The organism is Arthrobacter sp. ISL-48 (genome assembly GCF_018613805.1).
Classification (GTDB): domain Bacteria; phylum Actinomycetota; class Actinomycetes; order Actinomycetales; family Micrococcaceae; genus Arthrobacter.
This window is the reverse complement of record NZ_JAGGPL010000020.1, coordinates 1-24,701: the sequence shown is the minus strand read 5'-3', so window position 1 is coordinate 24,701 and position 24,701 is coordinate 1. Positions and strand designations below refer to the sequence as shown.

The window sequence follows — 24,701 nt, the reverse complement described above, 5'->3', positions numbered from 1 at the left end:
TACCGGAGATAGCACCAGACCGTGGAGACAGATGTGAAATGGGACCCAGCAAAGTACGTCCAGTTCGGCGACTACCGGGACCGGCCGTTTTTTGACCTGACCGGCCGCGTCCATGCCGAGGGCGCGCGCCAGGTGGTGGACCTCGGATGCGGCCCGGGCAACCTGACGGCCACGCTTGCCCGGCGCTGGCCGCACGCGAATGTTGTGGGGATTGATTCCTCACTGGAGATGCTCGCCAAAGCCGCGGCCGAGTCCAGTGACGAGCCGCGGCTGGCTTTTGAGCTCGCGGATATCGCGGACTGGATGCCTTCCGCGGACACGGACGTGGTGGTCAGTAACGCTGCCCTGCAGTGGGTTCCCGGGCATCAGGACCTGCTGGCCCGATGGCTGGAGGCCCTCAGGCCCGGTGCCTGGTTCGCCGTGCAGGTCCCCGGAAACTTCAATTCGGCCTCCCACGTCCTGATGCGGGAGTTGGCGGACTCGCCACGCTGGGCAGGCAAGCTGAAGGGGGTCCTGCGGGGCGGGGATTCTGTGGGCGAGCCGGCCGAATACCTGAACATCATGCTGGACACGGGATGCCTGGCCGACGCGTGGGAGACGAGTTACCAGCAGATCCTGCCCGGACCGGATCCGGTTCTGGAGTGGGTGCGCGGAACAGCGTTGCGGCCTGTGCTGGCAGCGCTTTCCGAGGAGGACGCGCTGGTCTTCCAGGCGGAATACGCAGCGGCCCTGAAAATCGCCTATCCGAGGGGAAGGCACGGGACGGTGTTTCCGTTCCGCAGGATCTTCGCCGTCGCTCGCAAGAAGGCCTAGAGCCAGGGCCGATTCGATGGGCGTCTTTGCGGATTGGGGAAACGGAAGGGGTTTTACGGCGCGAGTCATGCCGTGTGACGGGAAACTGAATGTGAGGTGGCTTACAATGACGGAGCGGCCATTGGGGAGGCGCTAAGCCCGGCCGTGATGGGCCTCCCGAACTCTTCGAGGAGGTGTGGTGCTTTTTGGCTTGATGCTCCGGCTGCTTTCCGGCTACAAGGCACCCGTGACAACCATTGTCCTCCTGCAGCTGGTCCAGACCGCCGGCAACCTCCTGCTGCCCACGGTCAATGCAGCCATCATCGACGACGGCATCGTGGCTGGGGATACCCCCGCGATCCTGCGCCTTGGCGCAGTCATGGCCGGCATCGCAGCCCTCCAGGCAGCAGCGGCGATTTCGGCCGGGTATCTGGGCGCCGTTGTGGCCATGCAGCTGGGCCGTCAGCTCAGGCGGGAGCTCTTTGCCAGGATCCAGTCGCTGTCATCCCGGGAGGTGGCGGTATTCGGCACCCAAAGCCTCGTTACGCGCGCCACCAACGACACCCAGCAAATCCAGTCCTTCGCCGTCCTGGTGTTCACCATGTTGGTGGCCGCACCCGCCATGGGCGTCGGCGGAGTGGTGCTGGCACTGGAGCAGGACGTCGCGCTTTCGTCCGTGGTGATTATCATCGTGCCCGCCCTGTTCCTCATCATGTACCTCATCGTCCGGCGCCTGGTGCCGTTGTACCGGGAAGGGCAGGAACTCCTTGACCGGACCGGGGGCGTCCTCCGCGAACAGATTATCGGGGCTAATGTGATCCGGGCCTTTGGCCGGCAACACCACGAGACCCGCCGTTTTGCCCGGATGAATGCAAGCCTGACCGGGAACAACCTGCAGTCCGCCCTGGTGGTGGCCGCCATGCTGCCTTCGATCATGATCGTGGTGAACCTCTCCTCAGTGGCAGTTGTCTGGTTTGGCGGCCACCGGGTCCAGGCAGGGGAGATGAAGATCGGAGCCTTGACCGCTTTTGTCGCCTACATCCTGCAGATTCTGCTCGCCATCATGATGGCCATGTACGTGCTCATGACAGCACCACGGGCGGCCGTCTGCGCGGAACGGATCGGGGCCGTGCTGGACACGGTGCCCTCTGTACGGGACGGGCAGGACCAAAGCCGTACCCGGGCAGATGGTCACGACGCCGGACTTCCGGACGGCCGCGCGGGACAGTTTTTCGACGGCGGAGTCGTTGTATTCCATAATGTGGGCTTCACCTATCCCGGCGCTGAAAGCCCGGTGCTGGAGAACATCAGCTTCACCGCCGTGCCCGGCACCACGACCGCGATCGTGGGCTCGACAGGCAGCGGAAAGTCGACCCTCCTCAATCTGGTGCCGCGCTTCCTGGATTCAACGTCCGGGCGGATCACGGTCGGCGGCCAGGACGTCCGGTCCGTCCCTTTGAATGCCCTGCGAGGGAACATGGCTGTGGTTCCGCAGCGCTCCCATCTTTTCACCGGAACCATCGCGGACAACCTGCGAATCGCTGCACCGGGGGCAACGGACCACGAGCTGTGGGAGGCACTGGGGACGGCTCAGGCGGCCAGTTTTGTCCGTGAACTGCCGCTGGGCCTCCAGGCTCCGGTGGGACAGGGCGGGACGAACTTCTCCGGCGGGCAGCGCCAGCGGTTGTGCATTGCGCGGGCGCTGCTTCGGCGCGCCCCCCTTTACCTCTTTGATGACTGCTTCTCGGCGCTGGACTACGCCACCGACGCCCGCCTGAGGGAGACCTTGGAGGCTGCCTTGGACGAGGCGGCCGTCATTGTCGTGGCCGAAAGGATTGCGACCGTCGCCGGCGCCGGGTTGATCCTGGTGCTCGACGACGGCCGCCTCGTGGCGCAAGGCACCCACCGTGAGCTGCTGGAGATTTCACCCACGTATCGGGAAATTGCGGAGTCTCAGCTGGCGCTGGAGGATTTGCCATGACGCCGCCGTTGTCCGAGGATGCGGCTGCGGCTGCGGGAATGTTTTGGCCCACGGCCCGGCGGCTGCTCGGACTGCTGCGGCCGTTCAGATGGCAGATGCTCGTCGCCGTCGCGGTCACCTGCTGTTTTGCCGCCTTGAATGTCGCCGCGCCGAAATATCTGGGCGACGCCACCGACGTCGTCGTGGCCGGTGTCTTCAGCGGACTCCTCAACGAGCAGAAATTGGGAAGGCTCCTGGCCGCAGTCGCGCTGATGTACGTCGGGGCCTCACTTTTCAATTGGATCCAAGGCTCGCTGGCAGCGAGTTCCGTCCACGGCCTCATGTACCGCCTCCGCGCCTCAGTGCAGGACAAGCTGCACCGGCTCCCGTCCTCGTACTTCCACGAACAGTCCAGGGGAGATGTACTCAGCCGGGCCACCAATGACATAGACAACATCTCGCAGGCACTCAACCAGGTCCTCACCCAGCTCATAATGTCGGTCCTGATGCTGTGCGGCGCCCTGGCCATGATGCTCTGGATCTCCCCGCTCCTTGCCGCCATTGCCCTGGCCTCGGTTCCGTTATCCACCCTGATCACCGTCCTGGTGGCCCGCATCTCGCAGGCACAGTTCGCCCTGCAATGGACGGAGACCGGCGAGTTGAATGCGCACGTCGAAGAGTTCATCAGCGGGCATGAGGTCATCAAGGCTTTCGGGCACCAGGAACAGGCTGCCGCCGTTTTCGGAGCCAGCAACGACCGGCTCGCCAGGGCATCGGCGAAGGCGCAGTATGCATCCGGTATGGTGCAGCCGCTGATGGTCCTTATCTCCAACCTCAACTACATCGCCGTTGCCGTAGTTGGCGCATTACAGGTCACTGCGGGGGCCATGACCATCGGCGGCATCCAGGCGTTCATCCAGTTCAGCCGGCTCTTTACCCAGCCTGTCGGGCAAATCGGCGGCATGCTCAACGTCATGCAGTCCTGTGTGGCATCTGCCCGGCGGGTATTCGCACTCCTGGACGCTGAGGAGATTCGGGCGGAACCAGGAGCAGCGGGTTCCGCGGCGGAGCCCGGAGGCCGCATCGTCTTCGAGGATGTCACCTTCGGGTACCAGCCATCAGTCCCCGTGGTCAGCGGCCTCTCATTTGCCGTTGATCCGGGCCGGACGGTGGCAATCGTCGGTCATACCGGTGCCGGAAAGACCACGGCGGTCAATCTCCTCATGCGCTTCTACGAAGTGGACTCGGGACGGATCACCATGGGCGGCACCGATATCGCAGCCATTCCCCGGGAGGCCCTCCGTGCGGGCTTCGGCGTGGTCCTGCAGGACGCCTGGCTGTTCGCCGGAAGCATCAGGGAAAACATCGAATATGGCAGGCCCGGAGCAAGTGACGCGGAAATCGTTGCGGCCGCGGAGGCCAGCCATGTGGACCACTTCGTCAGGTCGCTGCCCGCCGGCTATGACACCATTCTGGATAACGGTGGGGATCCCCTTAGCCAGGGACAGCGCCAGCTGGTCACCATCGCGCGGGCGCAGCTGGCGGGTCGCAGCGTCCTCATCCTGGACGAGGCCACGAGTTCGGTGGACTCACGGACCGAGGTGCTGATCCGGCAGGCCATGCAGCGGCTGCGGCAAGGGAAGACGAGTTTCGTGATAGCCCACCGTTTGTCCACGGTCCGCGACGCTGATCTAATCTTGGTCATGGATCATGGACGCATCGCTGAGCAGGGAAACCACCGGAGTCTGCTGGCTGCAAACAGCTTTTACACCCGCCTCTACACCGCCCAGTTTGCCGGACGCACGGGCAAGCCAGGGGCCCTGGAAGCCGGAATATGAGCAGCGTGGAGGACTTTCCGGGCGCCTGGAAGCCGAACCTGGCCAGCACGGTGCCGCTGTTTGAACAGTTGCGACTGCACCTGATCAAGCTCGCGGACAGCGGGGCCCTGCCGCCGGGCACCAGGCTGCCGGCAGTCCGGGCACTGGCTGAGCGGTTGGATGTGGCTCCCCACACCGTGGCGCGTGCGTATAAGGAACTTGAGGCAGCCGGTGTGGTGGCCACCCGCGGCAGGAAGGGCACGCTGGTGCGCGCGCGGGACGAACGGTCGGACGCCCTCGCTGTCGCTGCTGGCCTGTACGCGGCGGCTGCCAGGGCACAGGGAGTGTCGTTCGCAGAGGCTGTCCAGCTGCTGGCGGCGGCCTACGACGCCGAGTAGCGCCGCCGCATGGATATTCGAAGAAGTTTTCGATTAGCATTAGTGGGTGCCTAAAGCCGTAGCTGAAGAAACAGCAGTCGATTCCGTTCCCGTCACCCCCGCGCCTGCCACCGCCAAGCCCTCGCGTCCTGACCTGTCCCGCCTGGTGGTCAAGGGTGCGCGCGAGCACAACCTCCGCAACGTTGACCTGGACCTGCCGCGCGACGCCATGATCGTCTTTACTGGCCTGTCCGGATCAGGTAAGTCGTCCCTGGCCTTCGACACCATATTTGCGGAGGGACAACGGCGCTACGTCGAGTCCCTGTCCGCGTACGCCCGCCAGTTCCTGGGTCAGGTGGATAAGCCGGACGTTGATTTCATTGAGGGATTGTCCCCGGCGGTCTCCATCGACCAGAAATCAACCAGCAAGAACCCCCGCTCCACAGTGGGCACCATCACCGAAATCTATGACTACATGCGCCTGCTCTGGGCCAGGGTGGGGCGCCCGCATTGCCCTGTGTGCGGTGAACCGGTGACCAAGCAGACGCCGCAGCAGATCGTGGACCAGTTGCTGGAGCTTGAAGACGGCACTCGGTTCCAGGTCCTCGCTCCGGTGGTCCGGGGCCGCAAGGGCGAATTCGTGGACCTCTTCAAGGAGCTGACGGCCAAGGGCTACTCCCGTGCCAGGGTGGACGGGGAACTGATCCAGCTCAGCGAAGCCCCCAAGCTGGGAAAGCAGTTCAAGCACACCATCGAGGTGGTAGTGGACCGGCTGGTGGTCAAGGAAGGCATCAGCCAGCGCCTCACGGATTCCATCGAAACGGCACTGTCCCTCGCCGAGGGCCGCGTGGTGGCCGAGTTCGTGGACCTCGACGCCGATGCTCCGGACCGTTTGCGCGCCTTCTCCGAGCACCTCGCCTGCCCCAATGAACATCCCCTGGCTATCGATGAGATCGAGCCCCGCTCATTCTCCTTCAACAATCCCTTCGGCGCCTGTGCGGCCTGCAGCGGCATTGGCACCAGGCTTGAAGTTGACGAGGAACTGATCGTCCCCAACCCGGAACTGTCACTGTCAGAGGGGGCCATCGCCCCGTGGTCCTTAGGCACCGCCACCACTGAGTACTGGAACCGTCTGCTGGAGGGCCTGGCGAAAGAACTGGGATTCGCCATGGACACGCCATGGGAGAAGCTGGGCAATGACGTGCGCCAGACGGTGCTGCACGGCAAGGACCACAAGGTGGTGGTCCAGTACCGCAACCGCTTCGGCCGGGAGCGCAAGTACAGCACCGGCTTTGAAGGCGCCATCCAGTACGTCCACCGCAAGCACGGCGAAACAGACTCCGACTGGGCCCGAGACCGCTACGAAGAATACATGCGGCAGATCCCTTGCCCCGCCTGCAACGGTGCCCGGCTGAACCCTGCTTCGCTGTCCGTGCTCATCAACGGCAAGTCGATCGCCGACGTCGCCGCGATGCCCATGCGGGTCTGCGCCGACTTCCTGAACAACCTGGTCCTGACGGGACGCGAGGCGCAGATCGCGCACCAGGTACTTAAGGAAATCCAGGCCCGCCTGACCTTCCTCCTTGACGTGGGCCTGGAATACCTCAATCTCGAACGGCCCTCCGGCACGCTTTCCGGCGGCGAAGCCCAGCGGATCCGGCTGGCCACCCAGATCGGTTCCGGCCTGGTCGGCGTCCTGTATGTCCTGGACGAGCCCTCTATCGGGCTTCACCAGCGTGACAACCGCAGGCTCATCGAGACCCTGACCCGGCTTCGGGACCTGGGCAACACACTCATCGTCGTTGAGCACGATGAAGACACCATCCAGGAGGCTGACTGGATTGTGGATATCGGTCCCGGCGCCGGCGAGCACGGTGGCCAGGTGGTGCACTCCGGCTCGTACAAGGACCTGCTGGCAAACAGGGCATCCCTGACCGGCGACTACCTGTCGGGCCGAAAGATGATCGATGTCCCCAAAAAGCGGCGCAAGTATGACAAAAAGCGCGAGCTCAAGGTGGTGGGCGCACGAGAGAACAACCTCGTCAATGTTGATGCCGCTTTCCCTCTGGGCCTGTTTACTGCCGTGACAGGAGTCAGCGGCTCCGGCAAGTCCACCCTTGTCAATGAGATCCTGTACAAGGTGCTGGCCAACAAGCTTAACGGTGCAAAGCAGGTCGCGGGGCGGCACAAGTCCGTCCAGGGCCTCGAGCATCTCGACAAGGTGGTTCATGTGGACCAGAGCCCCATCGGCCGCACGCCGCGCTCCAACCCGGCCACCTACACCGGCGTGTTCGATAACATCCGGAAGCTTTTCGCCGAGACCACCGAAGCGAAGGTGCGGGGCTATTTGCCGGGCCGGTTCTCGTTCAACGTCAAGGGCGGGCGCTGCGAGGCATGTTCGGGCGACGGCACACTCAAGATCGAAATGAACTTCCTGCCGGACGTTTACGTGCCCTGCGAGGTGTGCCACGGCGCGCGCTACAACCGGGAAACCCTTGAAGTGCACTACAAAGGCAAGACCATCGCCGATGTCCTCAACATGCCCATCGAGGAAGGCGCCGAATTCTTCGCAGCGTTCTCACCCATTGCCCGGCACCTGAACACCCTGGTGGACGTCGGCCTGGGGTACGTCCGGCTGGGACAGCCCGCTACGACGCTGTCGGGCGGGGAGGCCCAGCGCGTCAAGCTGGCCGCGGAACTGCAGAAGCGGTCCAACGGCCGCAGCGTGTACGTCCTCGACGAACCCACCACTGGCCTGCACTTCGAGGACATCAGGAAACTCCTGATGGTCCTCCAGGGACTTGTGGACAAGGGCAACACCGTAATCACCATCGAACACAACCTGGACGTCATCAAGAGCGCCGACTGGATTGTCGATCTCGGTCCGGACGGCGGGTCGGGCGGCGGCCAGATCGTCGCCACAGGAACGCCGGAGCAGGTGTCAAAATCTGAGGAAAGCCACACCGCGGCCTTCCTTGCCGAGATCCTGGGCTAACGGCGCGAACGTGCGCCAACGTATTCCCTGAAGTATTCCCAGACACGTATGCGAGTTTCGGGCATGAGTGGTGTCGTGAGAAACTAAGCCGGTGACTCAAACAACAGTGCCCGTTATCTTTGACCTGGACGGCACTCTTGTCGATCCGGCCGGCGGAATAACAGACGGAATTGCAGCGGCCCTCACGGAGCTTGGCCTCCCCGTTCCCAGCCAGGACCTGCTGGACGCGATGATCGGTCCGAAATTGAGCGATGCGCTCCTGAATGTCGCGATGGTTCCAGCGGACGTGCTTGATGACGTGATCGGCCTGTACCGGCAGTACTACCTCGCGACCGGCATCAGCCAGGGCCGGCTTTACCCGGGGATACAGGACGTCCTGGACAGCTTCGCGGCAGCGGGCCGGCCAGTGGCTGTGGCCACCCAGAAGCCGGAGGGACTGGCACGGACCGTGCTGGAGCACCACGGCATCGTGGGCCTTTTCCAGTCCATCAGGGGTTCCTCGGACGATGAGTCCGCGGCCGCTGCAGGGCCCGTCGGCAAGACCGGCATCATCGCTGCCGCGCTGGGGGATCTCTCCACCCACCATGCCGTGATGGTGGGGGACCGTGCGCAGGACGTGGCGGGTGCCATCGCCAACGGACTTGACTGCATCGGCGTGGCCTGGGGGTTCGCCCCCGACGGCGAGCTGCAGGATGCGGGGGCCGTGACTGTCGTTGACTCCGCGGCTGATCTAGTCGCAGCCATCGAACGGCTGGAAGCCATCCACGCCGCAGCAATGAGCGAGGTGCAAAACGATGGCACTGTTTGACGCCGTCCGCTGGACTACACGCGGATTGATCGCCGGCACGTGCCGGCCTACGGTCATCGGACTGGAGAACGTGCCCAAGGACGGCCCGTTCATTGTGGCCCCCAATCATCTTTCCTTTTTTGACAGTGTCATTGTGCAGGCCCTCATGCCCCGCCCCGTGGCTTTCTTCGCCAAGGCCGAGTACTTCACCACCGGGGGTATCAAGGGCAAATTCATGAAGTCCTTTTTCGAATCGGTTGGCTCCATCCCGGTGGAACGCGGCGAACAAGCGGCCAGCGTCCAGGCGCTGAGGACTCTCCTGGACATCCTGGAGTCAGGCAAGGGCATCGGGATTTACCCGGAGGGCACGCGCTCCCGTGACGGCGTCCTCTACCGCGGACGTACCGGCGTGGGATGGCTGGCACTGACCACCGGAGCTCCGGTGATCCCTGTGGGCCTGATTGGCACTGAGAACCTGCAGCCAGCCGGCGAGAAGGGCTTCAAGCCGCAGCACTTCACCATGAAAGTGGGCGAGCCCCTCTACTTCGAGAAGACGGGCCCGGACCATTCCCTGCCCGCCCGGCGGCAGGTGACGGACCGCATCATGGACGCCATTGCGCAGCTCAGCGGCCAGGAGCGTTCGACAAGCTATAACCAGAGCAAGGCAGCCGAGTAGGCAGTGGCACTGGCGTCCCTGCGGTCTCAGTAGACTGGAAGCGTGGCAGATCCAGCAAGTTACAGGCCCCAGACGGGTGAAATTCCCACCAACCCCGGGGTATACAGGTTTCGCGATCCCCATGGGCGGGTCATCTACGTAGGCAAAGCCAAAAGCCTCCGCTCACGCCTGAATTCCTACTTCGCGAACCCGGCCGGACTGCTGCCCAAAACCTATGCGATGGTCCACGCCGCCAGCAGCGTGGAGTGGACCGTCGTCGGCAGTGAGCTGGAGTCCCTGCAACTCGAATATACCTGGATCAAGGAATTCAAGCCCCGCTTCAACGTCGTCTTCCGCGATGACAAAACATATCCGTACCTGGCGCTCACCATGAGCGAGAAGCTCCCGCGGGTCCAGGTGATGCGCGGGGACCGCAGGAAGGGCACCCGGTACTTCGGGCCCTACACGGCCGGAGCCATCAGGGAAACCATGGATACGCTCCTGCGGGTCTTCCCCGTCCGCAGCTGCAGCCCCGGTGTGCTGAAACGGGCTCAGGCCAGCGGCAGGCCATGCCTGCTCGGCTACATCGACAAATGCTCCGCTCCCTGCGTCGGACGCGTGACCCCGGAGGAACACCGGGCCCTGGCAGAGGATTTTTGTGCCTTCATGGGCGGCGAGGCCAAGCGCTTCATCTCCAAACTCGAAAAGCAGATGGGAGAGGCGGTCGCCGCCCTCGACTATGAGCACGCCGCCCGGCTCCGTGACGACATCGCAGCGTTGCGGAAGGTCTTCGAGCGCAACGCCGTGGTGCTCGCCGAGGACACGGATGCCGACGTCTTTGCCCTGCACGAGGATGAGCTTGAGGCCGCCGTTCAGGTATTCCATGTCCGCGGCGGCCGGGTCCGGGGCCAGCGTGGCTGGGTCGTTGAAAAGGTCGAGGATTCCACCCTCCCCGACCTCGTGGAACACCTCCTCCAGCAGGTCTACGGCGAAGACGGCGACAGCCACGGCAGGCTGCCCCGCGAAGTGCTGGTGCCGGTTGCCCCCAGCAACGCCACCGAGCTGGCCCAGTGGCTAGGCGGCCTGCGCGGAGCCAAAGTGGACATCCGGGTGCCGCAACGGGGAGACAAGGCGGCATTGATGTCCACGGTGCGGGAGAATGCCGAGCACGCCCTGAAACTTCACAAGACCCGGCGGGCTGGAGACCTGACCGTCAGGTCCCAGGCTCTCCAGGAACTCCAGGAAGCACTGGACCTGCCGGTGGCGCTCCTTCGCATTGAATGCTTTGACATTTCCCATGTCCAGGGCACCAACGTCGTGGCGTCCATGGTGGTGGTGGAGGACGGCCTGCCGAAAAAGTCCGACTACCGGAAGTTCTCAGTCACCGGGGCGGCCGCGGCGGATGACACGGCCGCCATGCATGACGTCCTGACCCGCCGGTTCCGGCATTATCTGCAGGACAAGGTGGCCCAGGTGGAGGCGTCCGCACTCGCCGGACACCAGGCGGCGCTGACAGCAGCCGCCGACGCCGCCGTGCTGGACACCACTACGCCGGCTCCGAGGGCAAAGTTCGCCTACCCGCCCAACCTGGTGGTGGTGGATGGTGGCAAGCCGCAGGTCAATGCGGCAGCCCGGGCACTGGCTGACCTCGGCATCGATGATGTCTACGTCGTGGGGCTGGCAAAACGGCTGGAGGAGGTTTGGCTTCCGGACAGTGACTTCCCGGTCATCCTCCCCAGGACATCGCAGGGACTCTACCTGCTGCAGCGGATACGTGACGAGGCCCACCGCTTCGCCATTACCTTCCACCGCCAGAAGCGCGGCAAGGCCATGACCGTGTCTGCCCTCGACGGAGTCCCCGGGCTGGGCGAGTCCAAGCGCAAAGCCCTGCTCGCCCACTTTGGCTCCGTTAAGGGAGTCAAGGCGGCGTCCGCGGACGAGCTTTCTGCGGCCAAAGGCATCGGCCCTGCACTGGCCGGCGCCATTGTGGAGCACTTCAGCGCCAACGGCCCGCAAGCGGACATTGTCCCGGCTGTGAACATGGCCACCGGCGAAATCATTGAAACTTAGCTAGGGTAAGGAACGGGGTTTCCGCGGATGCGGTTGCTGGCCAACAGTACGACAGAAACGGGGCGGATTTAATGGCAGACTCAACGGCGGAATCCCCGACGGAGCACGACGGGCTCAGGCCCGTCAAGCCCGTCGAAGCGGAACTGCTGGTGGTCACCGGAATGTCCGGTGCGGGACGAAGCACAGCGTCGGACGCGCTGGAGGACCACGGCTGGTACGTCGTGGAAAACCTGCCGCCGCAAATGCTGAGCACACTCGCCGAGCTCGTGTCGCATGCGCCGCAGTCCATTCCTCGGCTGGCTGTGGTGATGGATGTACGCAGCAAAGGCCTGTTTGCGGACATCCGTGCCGCCCTGGGAGCCTTGGCCGCCAGCGGCGTCACGTTCCGGGTGCTGTTCCTCGATGCGAACGACGACGTCCTGGTCCGCCGCTTCGAACAGGGCCGCAGGCCCCACCCCCTCCAGGAAGGCGGCCGCATCCTGGACGGCATAGCAGCCGAACGCGAACTGCTCAAGGAACTCCGGGACAGCGCCGACGTCGTACTGGATACTTCCGCCTATAACGTCCACGGCCTGGCCACCGCCATCACGGAACTGTTCAGCGAAACCGGGCCCGTCGCCCTGCGCCTGAACATCATGAGCTTTGGCTTCAAGTACGGCCTGCCGGTTGATTCCAACTATGTGGCCGACGTCCGCTTCATTCCCAATCCGCACTGGGTGCCGCAGCTGCGCCCGCACACGGGCCTGGACAAGGACGTCAGCGAGTACGTCCTGGAGGCCGAGGGCGTGAAGAATTTCATCGACCGCTACGTGCTGGCTCTCGAGCCTGTCCTGGACGGATACCGGCGCGAAAACAAGCACTATGCCACGATTGCCGTCGGCTGCACAGGAGGCAAGCACCGGTCCGTTGCGGTCGCCATGGAGCTTTCCAAAATACTGGCCCAATATCCCAGGGTCACCGTGACGACCACCCACCGGGATCTGGGCCGCGAATAATGGGGATGCTGACGGGGCCGCTGCCGTTGATCCCTCCTTCGGGAGGAACGGCAGGCGCCCAGCAGGACAAGGGCCCCAACGTTGTGGCACTTGGCGGGGGCCATGGCCTGTCCGCTTCACTGTCAGCCCTGAGGCTGCTCACTTCGGAACTCACCGCCATTGTGACGGTGGCTGACGACGGCGGGTCCTCCGGGCGGCTGCGCGAGGAGTACGGCGTCCTTCCGCCTGGGGACCTCCGCATGGCGCTGTCCGCGCTGTGCGATGACACCGACTGGGGCCGTACCTGGCGTGACGTGATGCAGCACCGGTTCCAGCCCGGCAAGGGAAGCGGCGGGTCGCTGGACGAGCACGCCATGGGGAACCTGCTCATCGTGACACTTTGGGAGCTGCTTGGGGACACCGTGGCAGGGCTCAAATGGGCTGGGGCCCTGCTGGGCGCGCGCGGCCAGGTGCTTCCCATGTCCACCGTGCCGCTCACCATCGAAGGCGATATCCGCGTCACCGCCCCTGACGGCGGGGCCGCCGTCCAGACCATCCGCGGCCAGGCACGTTGCGCTGTTGCCGGTTCCCTCGAGCAGGTCCGGCTCCTGCCCGAGGCCGCGCCGGCCTGCGTCGAGGCCCTGACGGCCATCGAACTTGCGGACTGGGTCATCCTCGGGCCGGGCTCCTGGTACACCTCCGTGCTGCCGCACCTGCTGCTCCCTGAAATGCGGCAGGCTTTGACCAGCACGCCGGCGAAGCGCTGCCTGACCATGAACCTGGCCATGGACACCAAGGAGACCACCGGGATGTCCGCTGCGGACCACCTCCAGGCACTGCGACGGTATGCGCCGGACTTCAGCGTCGACGTCGTCCTCGCGGACCCGGCGTCGGTGCCGGACCGGCCGGAATTCGAGAAAGCAGCGGGGATGATCGGTGCCGAGGTTGTCTTGGGTAAAGTAGGGGCGTCGGGCCGCCGGCCTGTCCATGACCCATTGCGTCTGGCAGCGGCGTACCACGACATTTTCGGGAACAGTTAGGAAGGTGCCATGGCACTGACATCATCGGTCAAGGAAGAACTGTCCCGTCTGGACATCAAGAAGTCATCGGTCCGCAAGGCTGAAGTCTCCGCGATGCTCCGGTTCGCCGGCGGCCTGCACATCATCTCGGGCCGGATCGTGATCGAGGCCGAAGTGGACCTGGCATCCACAGCGCGCCGCCTGAGGGCGGCAATTGCCGAAGTTTACGGGCACCAGAGTGAAATTATCGTGGTCTCCGGGGGAGGGCTGCGCCGGGGGAGCCGTTACGTGGTGCGGGTGGTCCGCGACGGCGAGGCCCTGGCCCGCCAGACAGGACTCCTCGATGGCCGCGGCCGGCCCGTGCGGGGACTTCCGTCCGCAGTCGTGAACGGCTCCGCCGCAGACGCCGAGGCCGTGTGGCGCGGCGCGTTCCTGGCCCACGGTTCGCTCACGGAACCGGGCCGTTCCTCCTCACTGGAGGTCACCTGCCCGGGCCCGGAGTCGGCCCTGGCGCTGGTGGGCGCCGCACGCCGCCTCAGCATCCAGGCCAAAGCCCGGGAGGTCAGGGGAGTGGACCGCGTGGTCATCCGCGACGGCGACACGATCGCGGCGCTGCTGACCCGCATGGGCGCCCACGATGCCCTCATGGTCTGGGAGGAGCGCCGGATGCGCAAGGAGGTCCGTGCCACGGCCAATCGGCTTGCCAACTTTGACGATGCCAACCTGCGCCGCTCCGCCCAAGCGGCCGTCGCGGCCGGGGCACGTGTTGACCGTGCCCTGGAGATCCTGGGCGACGATGTTCCGGACCACCTCAAATATGCCGGTGAGCTGCGGGTGGCACACAAGCAGGCCAGCCTGGATGAACTTGGGCGACTGGCTGACCCTGTGATGACCAAGGACGCGATCGCCGGCCGTATCCGTCGGCTGCTGGCCATGGCGGACAAACGCGCCATCGACCTGGGGATCCCCGGCACCGACGCCAATGTGACGCCTGAAATGCTGGACGAGTAGCAGCGCCCCTAGAATCAAACCATGTGACGGAATACCCGGCCCGGACTGCTGGTTATGCGCCAGTAGCGGCCTGGCCGCCGGTGTTTCCGCCACCGCAATCTTCCGGGTGCCTGTCATCCGGATGCACAATCCGAGAGTTACCAACCGGACAGACCGTCCACGATATTGGAGGATTTTGTGACCGAGTACGTACTGCCAGAACTCAACTACGACTATGCAGCCCTTGAGCCGCACATTTCGGCGCGGATCATGGAGCTGCACCACAGCAAGCACCATGCAGCCTACGTAACGGGCGCCAACAACGCCCTGGCCCAGCTGGCCGATGCACGTGACAAGGGCGACTTCGCCAACATTAACCGCCTGTCCAAGGACCTGGCGTTCCACACCGGCGGCCACGTCAACCACTCCGTGTTCTGGAACAACCTGTCCCCGGACGGCGGCGACAAGCCTGAGGGTGAGCTGGCCGCGGCCATCGACGACGCTTTCGGTTCGTTTGACGCTTTCCGCGCCCAGTTCTCGGCCGCCGCCCTGGGCCTGCAGGGATCCGGCTGGGGCTTCCTGGCCTACGAGCCTATTGGTGGCAACCTGGTCATCGAGCAGCTCTACGACCAGCAGGGGAACGTGGCGCTCGGTACTACGCCGCTGCTGATGCTGGACATGTGGGAGCACGCTTTCTACCTGGATTACGTCAACGTCAAGGCCGACTACGTCAAGGCGTTCTGGAACATCGTCAACTGGGCGGATGTTGCCAAGCGCTTCGATGCTGCCCGCTCCGGCGCGACGGCCCTCATCACCCTGCCGTAGTGATCTGCGGTACACGCGAATGTAACAAACTTCACATTTAGCCGCATTTTGGCCGGAATGTGGACCGTCTGCCCCCGCACTTGCGGGGGCAGACCCAGTTAAACGTAAGATAGGTCACGGAAGGCGGTTAGCCTTCAGCAACGTGGCTGGTCGCCCTCCGATCTGGTAATTATCTCTGCCCAATGGCGTGCGGGATCTGTTAGTTGGCTTGAACGCCTGCTCGACTAAGTTGTGCTTCTACAAGCACCAAGGAGACTGAAAAAGTGACGACCCGTATTGGTATCAACGGCTTTGGCCGTATCGGCCGCAACTACTTCCGCGCAGCACTCGCACAGGGCGCCGACCTAGAGATCGTTGCCGTCAACGATCTCACCAGCCCCGAGGCCCTGGCGCACCTGCTCAAGTACGACTCCGTCGGCGGCCGCCTGAAAGAGACTGTTGAGGTCAAGGATGGCAACATCGTTGTTGACGGCAACATCATCAAGGTTCTTGCCGAGCGCGATCCGGCCAACCTTCCCTGGGCCGACCTGAACGTTGACATCGTCATCGAGTCCACTGGCTTCTTCACCAAGGCCGCCGCCGCTCAGAAGCACATCGACGCAGGCGCCAAGAAGGTCCTGATCTCGGCTCCCGCCTCCGATGAGGACATCACCATCGTGATGGGCGTTAACGACGGACTGTACGACTCTGCAGCGCACAACATCATTTCCAACGCATCCTGCACCACCAACTGCCTCGGCCCGCTCGCCAAGGTCATCAACGACACCTTTGGCATCGAACGCGGCCTGATGACCACTATCCATGCCTACACCGCGGACCAGAACCTCCAGGATGGCCCGCACAACGACCTCCGCCGCGCCCGCGCTGCCGCCATCAACATGGTCCCCACCTCCACGGGTGCTGCGAAGGCCATCGGCCTGGTCCTGCCTGAGCTCAAGGGCAAGCTGGACGGCTACGCCATCCGCGTTCCGGTTCCCACAGGCTCCGCCACCGACCTCACGGTGACCGTCTCACGCGAGACCACCGTGGAGGAAGTCAACGCCGCCCTCAAGAAGGCATCCGAAGCGGACGAGTTCCAGGGAATCCTCACGTACACAGACGCACCGATCGTCTCCTCGGACATCGTGGGCGACCCGGCCTCGTCGATCTTCGACTCCGGCCTGACCAAGGTCATCGGCAACCAGGTCAAGGTTGTTTCCTGGTATGACAACGAATGGGGCTACTCCAACCGCCTGGTGGACCTGACGGAGCTCGTCGCATCCAAGCTGGGCTAGGGTTAGACACATGACATTTCACACCCTCAACGAACTGATCGCTGAAGGTGTCCGCGGGCGGTACGTTCTGGTCAGAAGTGACCTGAACGTACCGCTCGACGGCTCTACAGTGACTGACGACGGCCGCATCAAGGCCTCGCTTCCGGTCCTGGGAAAGCTCACGGACGCCGGTGCCCGCGTGCTGGTAACAGCCCACCTCGGACGCCCCAAGGGTGCACCGGAGGAAAAATACTCGCTGAAGCCGGCCGTCTCACGGCTGGCGGAACTCGCCGGCTTCAAGGTTCACCTTGCCGGGGACACCGTGGGCAGCTCCGGAAAGGAGCTCGCTGCTTCCCTCCAGGACGGCGAGGTGCTCGTTCTGGAGAACGTACGGTTCGACGCCCGCGAGACCAGCAAGGACGACGCCCAGCGCGGCGAATTCGCCGATGAGCTCGTGGCCCTGACGGGCAGCAACGGTGCCTTCGTGGATGACGCCTTCGGTGCCGTCCACCGCAAGCACGCCAGTGTTTACGACGTCGCCACCCGGCTCCCGTCCTACCAGGGCGACCTGGTGCGCACTGAAGTGGAGGTGCTCCGGAAGCTGACGGCTGACACCCAGCGCCCTTACGTCGTGGTGCTCGGCGGCTCGAAGGTCTCGGACAAGCTGGCGGTCATCGACAACCTCATCGGCAAGGCAGACACCATTCTGGTGGGTGGTGGCATGCTGTTCACCTTCCTGGCGGCAGAAGGCCATAAAGTGGCCGGCAGCCTCCTCGAAGAGGACCAGATCCCGGTGGTCAAGGACTACCTGCAGCGCGCCGCAGCGGCCGGCACGGAATTCGTTGTACCCACCGACGTCGTGGTGGCGGCGAAGTTTGCTGCCGACTCCGCCCACGAAACCGTAGCGGCGGACAACATCGAGGGCAGCAGCTTCGGCGCCTCGGGCATCGGCCTGGACATCGGTCCCGAATCGGCGGCCGCCTTTGCAGACCGGATCAAGGGTGCCAAGACCGTGTTCTGGAACGGACCCATGGGAGTCTTCGAGTTCGAAGCATTCTCCGCCGGCACCCGTGCAGTGGCCCAGGCCCTCACCGCGGCCGACGCCTTCACCGTAGTGGGTGGCGGCGATTCAGCCGCCGCCGTACGGACGCTGGGTTTCGCGGACGACGAGTTCGGCCACATTTCCACCGGCGGAGGTGCCAGCCTCGAATATCTCGAAGGCAAGGAACTTCCGGGACTGAGCGTCCTGGACCGCTAGCTATCCGGACTGTAAAGTCTCCGGCCGGCAGGGTGCCCGCGGGCGCCCTGCCGGCCGCACATATATCAAATACTTTTGGAGAACACGTGACTACGTCAACGAACGGCGCTTTTGACCGCACGCCCTTCATCGCGGGCAACTGGAAGATGAACATGGACCACGTCCAGGGCATCACCCTCCTGCAGAAGCTGGCCTGGACCCTGTCCGACGCCAAGCACGACTACAACCGGGTCGAGGTGGCAGTCTTCCCTCCCTTCACCGACCTTCGGGGCGTGCAGACCCTGGTCCAGGGCGACGAACTGGACATCGCGTATGGTGGCCAGGACCTGTCCCAGTTCGACTCCGGAGCCTACACTGGCGACATTTCCGGCCAGTTCCTCGGCAAGCTGGGCTGCAAGTACGTGCTTGTGGGGCACAGTGAACGCCGCACCGTCCATCACGAAGCCGACGATGTACTCAACGCCAAGGTCAAGGCTGCCTACAGGCACGGCGTGACTCCGGTGCTTTGCGTTGGAGAAGGACTGGAAATCCGCCAGGCCGGAACCCATGTGGACCACACCCTCGCGCAGCTCCGCGCAGACGTCGCTGGACTCACCCCGGAGCAGGCCGCCGAACTCGTTGTTGCTTACGAACCCGTCTGGGCCATCGGTACCGGCGAAGTGGCGGGACCGGAAGATGCCCAGGAGATGTGCGCAGCCATCCGGACCGAACTCTCCACCATCTTCGGTGACGATGTCGCAACGAAGATCCGGCTGCTCTACGGAGGCTCTGTCAAGGCCAACAATGTGGCCGCGATTTTGAACCAGCGGGACGTCGACGGCGCGTTGGTGGGCGGGGCCAGCCTCGACCCTGCCGAATTTGCTAGTATTGTCAGGTTCGAGAGTCACCTGCTGACGGAGTAGTCCGGACGCAGCGCAAGACTCCCGTAATTCCAATCTTCTGAAAGGCCGTCGTGGACGTTCTTCATGTCATTCTGCAGATTCTCCTGGGTATCACCAGCCTTCTGCTGACTCTGCTCATCCTCCTCCACAAAGGACGGGGCGGCGGCCTGTCGGACATGTTCGGCGGCGGCATGAGTTCGGGCCTGAGCTCATCCGGTGTCGCCGAGCGCAACCTGAACAGGTTCACCATCATCCTCGGCGTTACGTGGGGCATCGTGATCATTGCCCTTGGCCTGATCATGCGCTTCACAGGCGCGGGCGACTCGTAGCCCTTACTACTGATCCCGGGCCGGCACTGCCGCGAAGGGAAACTCCGAACTAAACTGTGGCTGTTGGCTCCCAACAGCCACAGTCCAGTTTAAGCAGCAGGAGTGCCGATGGTACGTAGTGCGTCAGGGTTCCGTGGTACCCGTGTGGGTGTCACGGAAGGAGCCGGCCCCAGGAACGAGTCCGACGATTTCCCGGGGGAGAGGCTGCCGCGTATACGTGTTTCCTACTGGTGTGCCAGGGGACACGAGACGCGGCCTGTTTTTCTTAAGCTGCCGGAGAACCAGATCCCGCTGGTCTGGGATTGCCGCAGGTGCGGTACTCCCGCGTCCAGGGACGGTCAGGAGGCAGCGCTGCTCGAGCCTGTGGAAGAGGGCTTCAAGAGCCATCTCGAATACGTCAAAGAAAGGCGCTCCGGCCAGGACGCCGAGGACGTCCTGGCCGGAGCGCTGGAAAAGTTACGCGCCCGCGGCGTCCTTCCGGACGAGCTGCTGCGGGACCCGTGAGGCCGCGTTTTCGTCGATGAGCCAGAGAGTGCGGGATGTTCCGCTTGGACCTGCTGCCGGCACCTGGACGGGGTTCGCACCGGCCAGCGCGAGGCCAACAGCCCCGGCCTTATCCTCCCCGGCAACCACCATCCAGACTTCGGCTGCAGTATTGATGGCAGGCAGTGTCAGTGAAATCCGCTGCGGTGGCGGCTTGGGCGAATTGCGCACCCCCACTACCATCCGCTCTTTTTCACGGATCCCGCCCTGCTCGGGAAACAGGGACGCGACGTGGGCATCGGGGCCGACGCCCAGCAACACGACGTCCAGCCGCGGAAGCATTCCCGGGTTGTCCGGCCGGTCATCGGACATGTCCGCAGCATGTTCTGCCTGGGCCGCCTCGCCCAGACGGCGGGCGTAGTCGTCTGCAGCCTCTTCCGGAGTGTCAAAATCATCCGAGGACGCGGGCTGGTGGATGCGCTCCGGATCCACCGGGATGTGCGAGAGCAGCGCTTCGAACGCCTGCCCGGTGTTCCGGTCCGGATCGTTGGCGGGCACGAACCTTTCGTCGCCCCACCAGAAGTTCACTTTTGACCACTCCACAGCCGGCGCCGCCGGAGAGTCCGCAACAGCCTTCAGCGTGCCGATGCCGACCGTACCGCCGGTAAGCACCACCGTGGCCTCCCCGTATTTATCCTGCACATCCACCAGCTTGGTGATGAGGCGGGCCGCGATGGCGGCCATCAGGACGGACGAATCAGGATGAATGCTTACTCGTGGGTCAACGCTCACTGGGCCGGACACTCCTTAGATTGGTACGTGGCAGTCCAATAGTAATCACTTCTCCGAAGACCTCGTCGGGGTCCAGACGGCGGAGTTCTTCGGCGAGGCAGTCTTTGAGGCTGCGGCGTGGGAGGGAGATGCGCTGGGCGGGTTGTCCTGGCTGGGTGAGTTCGGCGACGGACAGTCCCGGGCGGAACAGCTGCACGTCCCCGCCGGGCCGGGTGAGCCGTACGCGGCGGATCCCGGTGCCGGCGGGGTCAGCGACGATGGTTACCGGCGCGTCCAGGGACAGGGTGAGCCAGGCCGCGAGCAGGATGGTGGAGGGTGAATCGGAGGCGCCTTCCACGGCCACGGCGGTGACGGGGGAGGGGTCCACCTGGTCCAGGACGGCCGCGAGTTGGATCCGCCAGTTGGTCAGCCGGGTCCAGGCGAGGTCGGTGTCCCCGGCTCTGTAGGTGGCGCGGATGTTCTCGAGCGCGGCCTGGGGATCGGCCTCGTTGGCGGAGTCCGTGATCCTGCGGTGCGCGATCCGCCCGATCGAGGTTTCGCAGGCGTTCTCAGGCGCTCCGTGGGGCCACCAGGCCACGATCGGTGCGTCGGGGAGCAGCAGTGCCGCGACCAGGGACTCGCTCTCGTGGGACAGCTCGCCGTAGCCGCGCAGCACGATGACCTCGGAGGCCCCGGCGTCGCCGCCGACCCGGATCTGGGCGTCCAGCCGGTCCGGGGCCGTTGCGCCGGCGTCGGCCAGGACGATGATCCGGCAGGGGTGCTCGCGGCTGGCCTCGTTGGCTGCCTCGATGGCTTCCTCTTCCAGCCCGGACTTGGTAACCACCACCAGGGTCAGTACCCGGCCGAGCGCGATCACGCCGCCCTGCTCGCGCAGGGACATGATCTTCTTGGAAATCTGGGAGGTGGTGGTGTCCGGCAGGTCTACAATCATGGCCTTCTCCAGGTTCGTCCGTCGCGGGCCAGCAGCTCATCGGCCGAGGCAGGGCCCCAGCTGCCCGGGGCGTAGGGCTCGGGCTGTTCGTTCTGCTCGGCCCAGTAGTCTTCAAACGGGTCCAGGATCTTCCAGGACAGTTCCACTTCCTGGTGCCGCGGGAACAACGGCGGCTCGCCCAGCAGGACGTCCAGGATCAGCCGTTCGTAGGCTTCCGGGCTGGACTCGGTGAAGGAGTGCCCGTAGCCGAAGTCCATCGTCACGTCACGGACTTCCATCTGCGTGCCCGGGACCTTGGAACCGAACCTGATCGTGGCGCCCTCATCGGGCTGGACCCTGATGACCACAGCGTTCTGACCGAAGTCATCCTCGCCGTGGTCCCGGAACAGCAGGTTAGGGGCGCGCTTGAAGACCACGGCGATCTCGGTCACCCGCCGGCCCAGGCGCTTGCCCGCGCGGAGGTAGAACGGCACGCCGTTCCAGCGCCGGGTGTTAATGTCCACCCGGATCGCTGCGAACGTCTCTGTGGTCGAATCAGCCGGGATGCCCTCTTCTTCCAGGTACCCCTGAACCTGCTCCCCGCCCTGCCAGCCGCCGGCGAACTGCCCCCGCGCCGAATGCGTAGACAGATCATCCGGGAGCTTCACCGCGGCCAGGACCTTCTCCTTCTCCGCGCGCAGGTCATCCGCGTTGAAAGAAATGGGCTCCTCCATCGCCGTCAAAGCCAACAGCTGAAGCAGGTGGTTCTGGATCACGTCCCGGGCCGCGCCCACACCGTCGTAATACCCCGCCCGGCCGCCCGTGCCGATGTCCTCGGCCATGGTGATCTGGACATGGTCAACATAGTTCGCGTTCCACAACGGCTCGAACAACTGGTTCGCGAAACGCAGCGCCAGGATGTTCTGCACCGTCTCCTTGCCCAGGTAATGATCGATCCGGAACACCGCGTCGGGCGGGAACACCGACTCCACAATGTCATTCAGCTGCCGCGCCGACTCCAGGTCATGCCCGAACGGCTTCTCGATCACCACCCGGCGCCACTTGTCCCCGTCAGCCTGGGCCAGGCCGTGCTTGGACAGCTGCCGGCAGACCTGCTCGAAAGCCTTCGGCGGGATCGAGAGGTAGAACGCGTGGTTGCCCCGGGTGCCGCGGACGTCGTCGAGTTCCTTAATGGTCTCACCGAGCCGCTCAAAGGCGCCGTCGTCATCAAACTCACCCTGGACAAAACGGATGCCCTCAGAGAGCTGGTTCCACACCGCCTCATCAAACGGAGTCCGGGAATACGCCTTCACCGAGGCCTTCACCTCCGCCGCGAAATCCTCGTTGTCCCACTGCCGGCGGGCGAAACCCACCAGCGCGAAGCTCGGCGGCAGCAGCCCCCGGTTCGCCAGATCATAAACAGCCGGCATCAGCTTCTTGCGGGCAAGGTCCCCGGTCACCCCGAAGAGCACCAACGACGAAGGACCGGCAATCCGGTTCAAACGACGATCCCGCGGATCCCGGAGCGGATTACGCCCCGACCTTCCGGAACGCGTCGCGGACTTCCTGCCGTATTCGGTTTCTGGCATGGTTGCTGTTGTGCCTTAGCTTTCGGTGACGGATGCTGACCGGGTGGCAAGCGCTGCGATGATCCCCTGCAGCTGTGCCACGCCGGCGGCGCGGTCGGTCAGGTGCAGACGAAGCACGGGACGGCCGTGCTCACTCAGGACCTGGGCATCACCGGCCGCCTGTGCGGAAATCAGTTCCCCGAAGGTGAAGGGACGGTCCGGAATCGCGAGGTCGTGTGCGGGAGCGGCCGTGACCTGGAGGAAGACCCCAATGGCCGGACCGCCTTTGTGGAACTGGCCGGTGGAATGCAGGAAGCGCGGGCCCCAGCCGAAGGTGACCGGACGGCCGCTGACCGCGGCCAGCTCATCCCTGATGCCTTCCAGCTGGGCAAAGGCGAGCCGGTCGAAGTACGCCTGGACGCTGAGGTAGCCGTCCCCTGCGAGAGTCTCCAGCAGGGCGTTCACCGCGTCCTCAGCCGTGGATGCATCGCCGAGCCAGCCACCGCCGCGTACCTCGATGGCGCCGTCGACAAACGCTGCGGGAGTCGGTTCGGGCTGTGCGTCCAGCAGGCCGCGGGCGGCGACCTTGGCAGCCTCCACATCCGGCTGGTCAAACGGGTTGATGCCCAGCAGGCGCCCGGCGACAGCCGTGGCGAACTCCCACACCATCATCTGCGTGGCCAGGCCACCAGCGATGGCAACTTCGTTTTCGCCGAGTTCGACGTCGGCATCGGCGGCTACCAGCCGAACCACCAGGACGTCGTCGGCACCGGAGGAGACCTCCGGGGATGAGGGTCCAGCGACAACGGGCAGCACCCCGGTGCCGAGCTTGCCGGTGGACTCCGCGATGAGCTGTTCTGCCCAGTCCGCGAAGCCCACGATCCCTGAACCGTCCTCCGCGATGACGATCTTGTTCCGCAGCGGATTCGTTGCGCCGAGGGCCGTTCCGAGGGCGAGCCCGATATTCTCGGGGGCGTCGTCGTTCAGGACCTCGGCCGCTTCCTCCGCCTCGTCCAGGAAGGCCTGGATATCCACGCCGGCCAGGCCCGAAGGGACCAGGCCGAAGGCGGTGAGGGCCGAGTAGCGGCCGCCCACGTTGGGGTCTGCGTTGAAGACTGCACGGTAGCCGGCTTCGCGGGACGCCTTGTCGAGCGGGGAACCTGGATCCGTGACAATGATGATCCGGCTCTTCGCGTCGAGTCCGGCCTCATTGAAGGCGTGCTCGAAGATCCTGCGCTGAGAGTCAGTCTCCAGCGTGGAACCTGACTTGGACGAAACCACGATGGCGGTTTCGGCAAGCCGGTCAGCAAGGGCAGCGGCGACCTGGTCTGGGTCGGTGCTGTCGAGCACAGTCAGCTCGACACCAGCGGTGCCGGCGATGACCTCGGGGGCCAGCGAGGAGCCACCCATGCCGCAAAGCACGATCCGGGTGACGCCCTCGGACCGCAGGGCATCGCGGAGCTCAAGGATTCCCGGTACTAGCTGCTGCGAGACGGTGGCCGCCTCCACCCAGCCGAGGCGGACAGCCGACTCGGACTCGGCATCGGGACCCCAGAGCGTATGGTCCTTCGCGAAGATCCGGGTGGCAATGCGGTCCTTGACGAGGACGGGCAGGTGCTGCTCGAGTGCCTGCTGGGCGGCGCCGGTGGCGTCGTAGCTGAGAGTGCTCATCGTGGACTAGGAAGCCTTCCGTGCGGAAGCGAGGGCACCTTCGACGTCGGCCAGCAGTTCCTTCCAGCTGGCCACGAACTTGTCCAGGCCCTCGGACTCGAGGATGGCCACAACATCGTTGTAGGAGATGCCGAGCGCGTCAAGCGCGTCCAGGGTGGCGTTGGCGTCCGCATACGTCCCGGAGACGGTGTCACCGGTGATAACGCCGTGGTCGAATGTGGCGTCCAGGGTCTTCTCCGGCATGGTGTTCACGACGCCCGGCGCCACGAGTTCCGTGACGTACAGGGTGTCCGGG

22 protein-coding genes are annotated in these 24,701 nt (G+C 64.6%); 17 read left to right on the top strand and 5 right to left on the bottom strand.

Annotated features, from left to right (window positions below; genetic code table 11):
• The first annotated feature begins 33 nt into the window (after positions 1 to 33).
• The 17 genes from J7E83_RS17015 to J7E83_RS16935 all read left to right on the top strand — a co-directional run bounded on the left by J7E83_RS17015 (position 34) and on the right by J7E83_RS16935 (position 19,486).
• Positions 34 to 813, top strand: a complete 780-nt coding sequence (locus tag J7E83_RS17015; protein WP_214964630.1) for a trans-aconitate 2-methyltransferase — start codon at positions 34 to 36, stop codon at positions 811 to 813.
• A gap of 193 nt (positions 814 to 1,006) precedes the next feature.
• On the top strand, positions 1,007 to 2,773 hold the full coding sequence (locus tag J7E83_RS17010; RefSeq protein WP_214964742.1) for an ABC transporter ATP-binding protein: 1,767 nt from the start codon (positions 1,007 to 1,009) through the stop codon (positions 2,771 to 2,773).
• Complete coding sequence (locus J7E83_RS17005) at positions 2,770 to 4,590, top strand: ABC transporter ATP-binding protein (protein WP_251044002.1); 1,821 nt, start codon at positions 2,770 to 2,772, stop codon at positions 4,588 to 4,590. Before J7E83_RS17010 ends, J7E83_RS17005 begins: the two co-directional genes overlap by 4 nt.
• Complete coding sequence (locus J7E83_RS17000; RefSeq protein ID WP_214964629.1) at positions 4,587 to 4,967, top strand: GntR family transcriptional regulator; 381 nt, start codon at positions 4,587 to 4,589, stop codon at positions 4,965 to 4,967. Before J7E83_RS17005 ends, J7E83_RS17000 begins: the two co-directional genes overlap by 4 nt.
• A gap of 46 nt (positions 4,968 to 5,013) precedes the next feature.
• A complete protein-coding gene (gene uvrA / locus J7E83_RS16995) occupies positions 5,014 to 7,941 on the top strand; it encodes an excinuclease ABC subunit UvrA (RefSeq protein WP_214964628.1) in 2,928 nt (975 codons plus the stop codon).
• 91 nt (positions 7,942 to 8,032) lie between these two features.
• Positions 8,033 to 8,749, top strand: coding sequence for an HAD hydrolase-like protein (locus J7E83_RS16990; RefSeq protein WP_214964625.1), 717 nt, complete (start codon positions 8,033 to 8,035; stop codon positions 8,747 to 8,749).
• Complete coding sequence (locus J7E83_RS16985) at positions 8,736 to 9,404, top strand: 1-acyl-sn-glycerol-3-phosphate acyltransferase (protein WP_214964623.1); 669 nt, start codon at positions 8,736 to 8,738, stop codon at positions 9,402 to 9,404. Before J7E83_RS16990 ends, J7E83_RS16985 begins: the two co-directional genes overlap by 14 nt.
• A 42-nt stretch (positions 9,405 to 9,446) precedes the next feature.
• Positions 9,447 to 11,453, top strand: coding sequence for an excinuclease ABC subunit UvrC (gene uvrC / locus J7E83_RS16980; protein ID WP_214964621.1), 2,007 nt, complete (start codon positions 9,447 to 9,449; stop codon positions 11,451 to 11,453).
• 71 nt (positions 11,454 to 11,524) lie between these two features.
• Positions 11,525 to 12,448, top strand: coding sequence for an RNase adapter RapZ (rapZ, locus tag J7E83_RS16975; protein ID WP_214964619.1), 924 nt, complete (start codon positions 11,525 to 11,527; stop codon positions 12,446 to 12,448).
• Positions 12,448 to 13,467 (top strand): uridine diphosphate-N-acetylglucosamine-binding protein YvcK, encoded by a 1,020-nt coding sequence (yvcK, locus tag J7E83_RS16970; RefSeq protein ID WP_214964617.1) that lies wholly within the window; start codon positions 12,448 to 12,450, stop codon positions 13,465 to 13,467. Before rapZ ends, yvcK begins: the two co-directional genes overlap by 1 nt.
• A gap of 9 nt (positions 13,468 to 13,476) precedes the next feature.
• On the top strand, positions 13,477 to 14,457 hold the full coding sequence (gene whiA, locus J7E83_RS16965) for a DNA-binding protein WhiA (protein ID WP_214964615.1): 981 nt from the start codon (positions 13,477 to 13,479) through the stop codon (positions 14,455 to 14,457).
• 177 nt (positions 14,458 to 14,634) lie between these two features.
• A complete protein-coding gene (locus tag J7E83_RS16960) occupies positions 14,635 to 15,261 on the top strand; it encodes a superoxide dismutase (protein WP_214964613.1) in 627 nt (208 codons plus the stop codon).
• 263 nt (positions 15,262 to 15,524) lie between these two features.
• Positions 15,525 to 16,535, top strand: coding sequence for a type I glyceraldehyde-3-phosphate dehydrogenase (gene gap / locus J7E83_RS16955; protein WP_214964611.1), 1,011 nt, complete (start codon positions 15,525 to 15,527; stop codon positions 16,533 to 16,535).
• Between the two features lie 10 nt (positions 16,536 to 16,545).
• Positions 16,546 to 17,772, top strand: coding sequence for a phosphoglycerate kinase (locus tag J7E83_RS16950; protein ID WP_214964609.1), 1,227 nt, complete (start codon positions 16,546 to 16,548; stop codon positions 17,770 to 17,772).
• 86 nt (positions 17,773 to 17,858) lie between these two features.
• Positions 17,859 to 18,674 (top strand): triose-phosphate isomerase, encoded by an 816-nt coding sequence (tpiA, locus tag J7E83_RS16945; RefSeq protein WP_214964607.1) that lies wholly within the window; start codon positions 17,859 to 17,861, stop codon positions 18,672 to 18,674.
• Positions 18,675 to 18,724: 50 nt separating this feature from the next.
• On the top strand, positions 18,725 to 18,982 hold the full coding sequence (secG, locus tag J7E83_RS16940) for a preprotein translocase subunit SecG (protein WP_214964604.1): 258 nt from the start codon (positions 18,725 to 18,727) through the stop codon (positions 18,980 to 18,982).
• 108 nt (positions 18,983 to 19,090) lie between these two features.
• Positions 19,091 to 19,486 (top strand): RNA polymerase-binding protein RbpA, encoded by a 396-nt coding sequence (locus J7E83_RS16935; RefSeq protein WP_214964602.1) that lies wholly within the window; start codon positions 19,091 to 19,093, stop codon positions 19,484 to 19,486.
• On the opposite strand, the gene pgl is transcribed toward J7E83_RS16935, so the two are convergent.
• The 5 genes from pgl to J7E83_RS16910 all read right to left on the bottom strand — a co-directional run.
• Entirely contained in the window at positions 19,439 to 20,257 is an 819-nt protein-coding gene (pgl, locus tag J7E83_RS16930) for a 6-phosphogluconolactonase (RefSeq protein ID WP_214964600.1), read from the bottom strand. The two genes, J7E83_RS16935 and pgl, sit on opposite strands and share 48 nt — an antisense overlap.
• Complete coding sequence (locus J7E83_RS16925; protein WP_214964592.1) at positions 20,247 to 21,188, bottom strand: glucose-6-phosphate dehydrogenase assembly protein OpcA; 942 nt, start codon at positions 21,186 to 21,188, stop codon at positions 20,247 to 20,249. The genes pgl and J7E83_RS16925 overlap by 11 nt, the downstream gene beginning before the upstream one ends.
• Positions 21,185 to 22,756 carry a glucose-6-phosphate dehydrogenase gene (gene zwf / locus J7E83_RS16920; RefSeq protein ID WP_214964590.1) on the bottom strand — a complete coding sequence of 524 codons (1,572 nt, stop codon included), beginning with the start codon at positions 22,754 to 22,756 and terminating at the stop codon, positions 21,185 to 21,187. The genes J7E83_RS16925 and zwf overlap by 4 nt, the downstream gene beginning before the upstream one ends.
• 15 nt (positions 22,757 to 22,771) lie before the next feature.
• Complete coding sequence (locus J7E83_RS16915) at positions 22,772 to 24,406, bottom strand: glucose-6-phosphate isomerase (RefSeq protein ID WP_214964588.1); 1,635 nt, start codon at positions 24,404 to 24,406, stop codon at positions 22,772 to 22,774.
• A 6-nt stretch (positions 24,407 to 24,412) separates the two neighbouring features.
• A partial coding sequence (locus tag J7E83_RS16910) for a transaldolase family protein (protein WP_285289364.1) occupies positions 24,413 to 24,701 on the bottom strand: 289 nt, incomplete at its 5' end.

What these genes read in the sequence shown, in the direction of transcription:
- J7E83_RS17010 (WP_214964742.1), top strand. Translation starts at nt 1,007, where the DNA reads ATGCTCCGGCTGCTTTCCGGCTACAAGGCACCCGTGACAACCATTGTC.
- J7E83_RS17005 (WP_251044002.1), top strand. Translation starts at nt 2,770, where the DNA reads ATGACGCCGCCGTTGTCCGAGGATGCGGCTGCGGCTGCGGGAATGTTT.
- J7E83_RS17000 (WP_214964629.1), top strand. Translation starts at nt 4,587, where the DNA reads ATGAGCAGCGTGGAGGACTTTCCGGGCGCCTGGAAGCCGAACCTGGCC.
- J7E83_RS16985 (WP_214964623.1), top strand. Translation starts at nt 8,736, where the DNA reads ATGGCACTGTTTGACGCCGTCCGCTGGACTACACGCGGATTGATCGCC.
- rapZ (WP_214964619.1), top strand. Translation starts at nt 11,525, where the DNA reads ATGGCAGACTCAACGGCGGAATCCCCGACGGAGCACGACGGGCTCAGG.
- yvcK (WP_214964617.1), top strand. Translation starts at nt 12,448, where the DNA reads ATGGGGATGCTGACGGGGCCGCTGCCGTTGATCCCTCCTTCGGGAGGA.
- whiA (WP_214964615.1), top strand. Translation starts at nt 13,477, where the DNA reads ATGGCACTGACATCATCGGTCAAGGAAGAACTGTCCCGTCTGGACATC.
- J7E83_RS16950 (WP_214964609.1), top strand. Translation starts at nt 16,546, where the DNA reads ATGACATTTCACACCCTCAACGAACTGATCGCTGAAGGTGTCCGCGGG.
- J7E83_RS16935 (WP_214964602.1), top strand. Translation starts at nt 19,091, where the DNA reads ATGGTACGTAGTGCGTCAGGGTTCCGTGGTACCCGTGTGGGTGTCACG.
- J7E83_RS16925 (WP_214964592.1), bottom strand. Translation starts at nt 21,188, where the DNA reads ATGATTGTAGACCTGCCGGACACCACCACCTCCCAGATTTCCAAGAAG.
- zwf (WP_214964590.1), bottom strand. Translation starts at nt 22,756, where the DNA reads ATGCCAGAAACCGAATACGGCAGGAAGTCCGCGACGCGTTCCGGAAGG.
- J7E83_RS16915 (WP_214964588.1), bottom strand. Translation starts at nt 24,406, where the DNA reads ATGAGCACTCTCAGCTACGACGCCACCGGCGCCGCCCAGCAGGCACTC.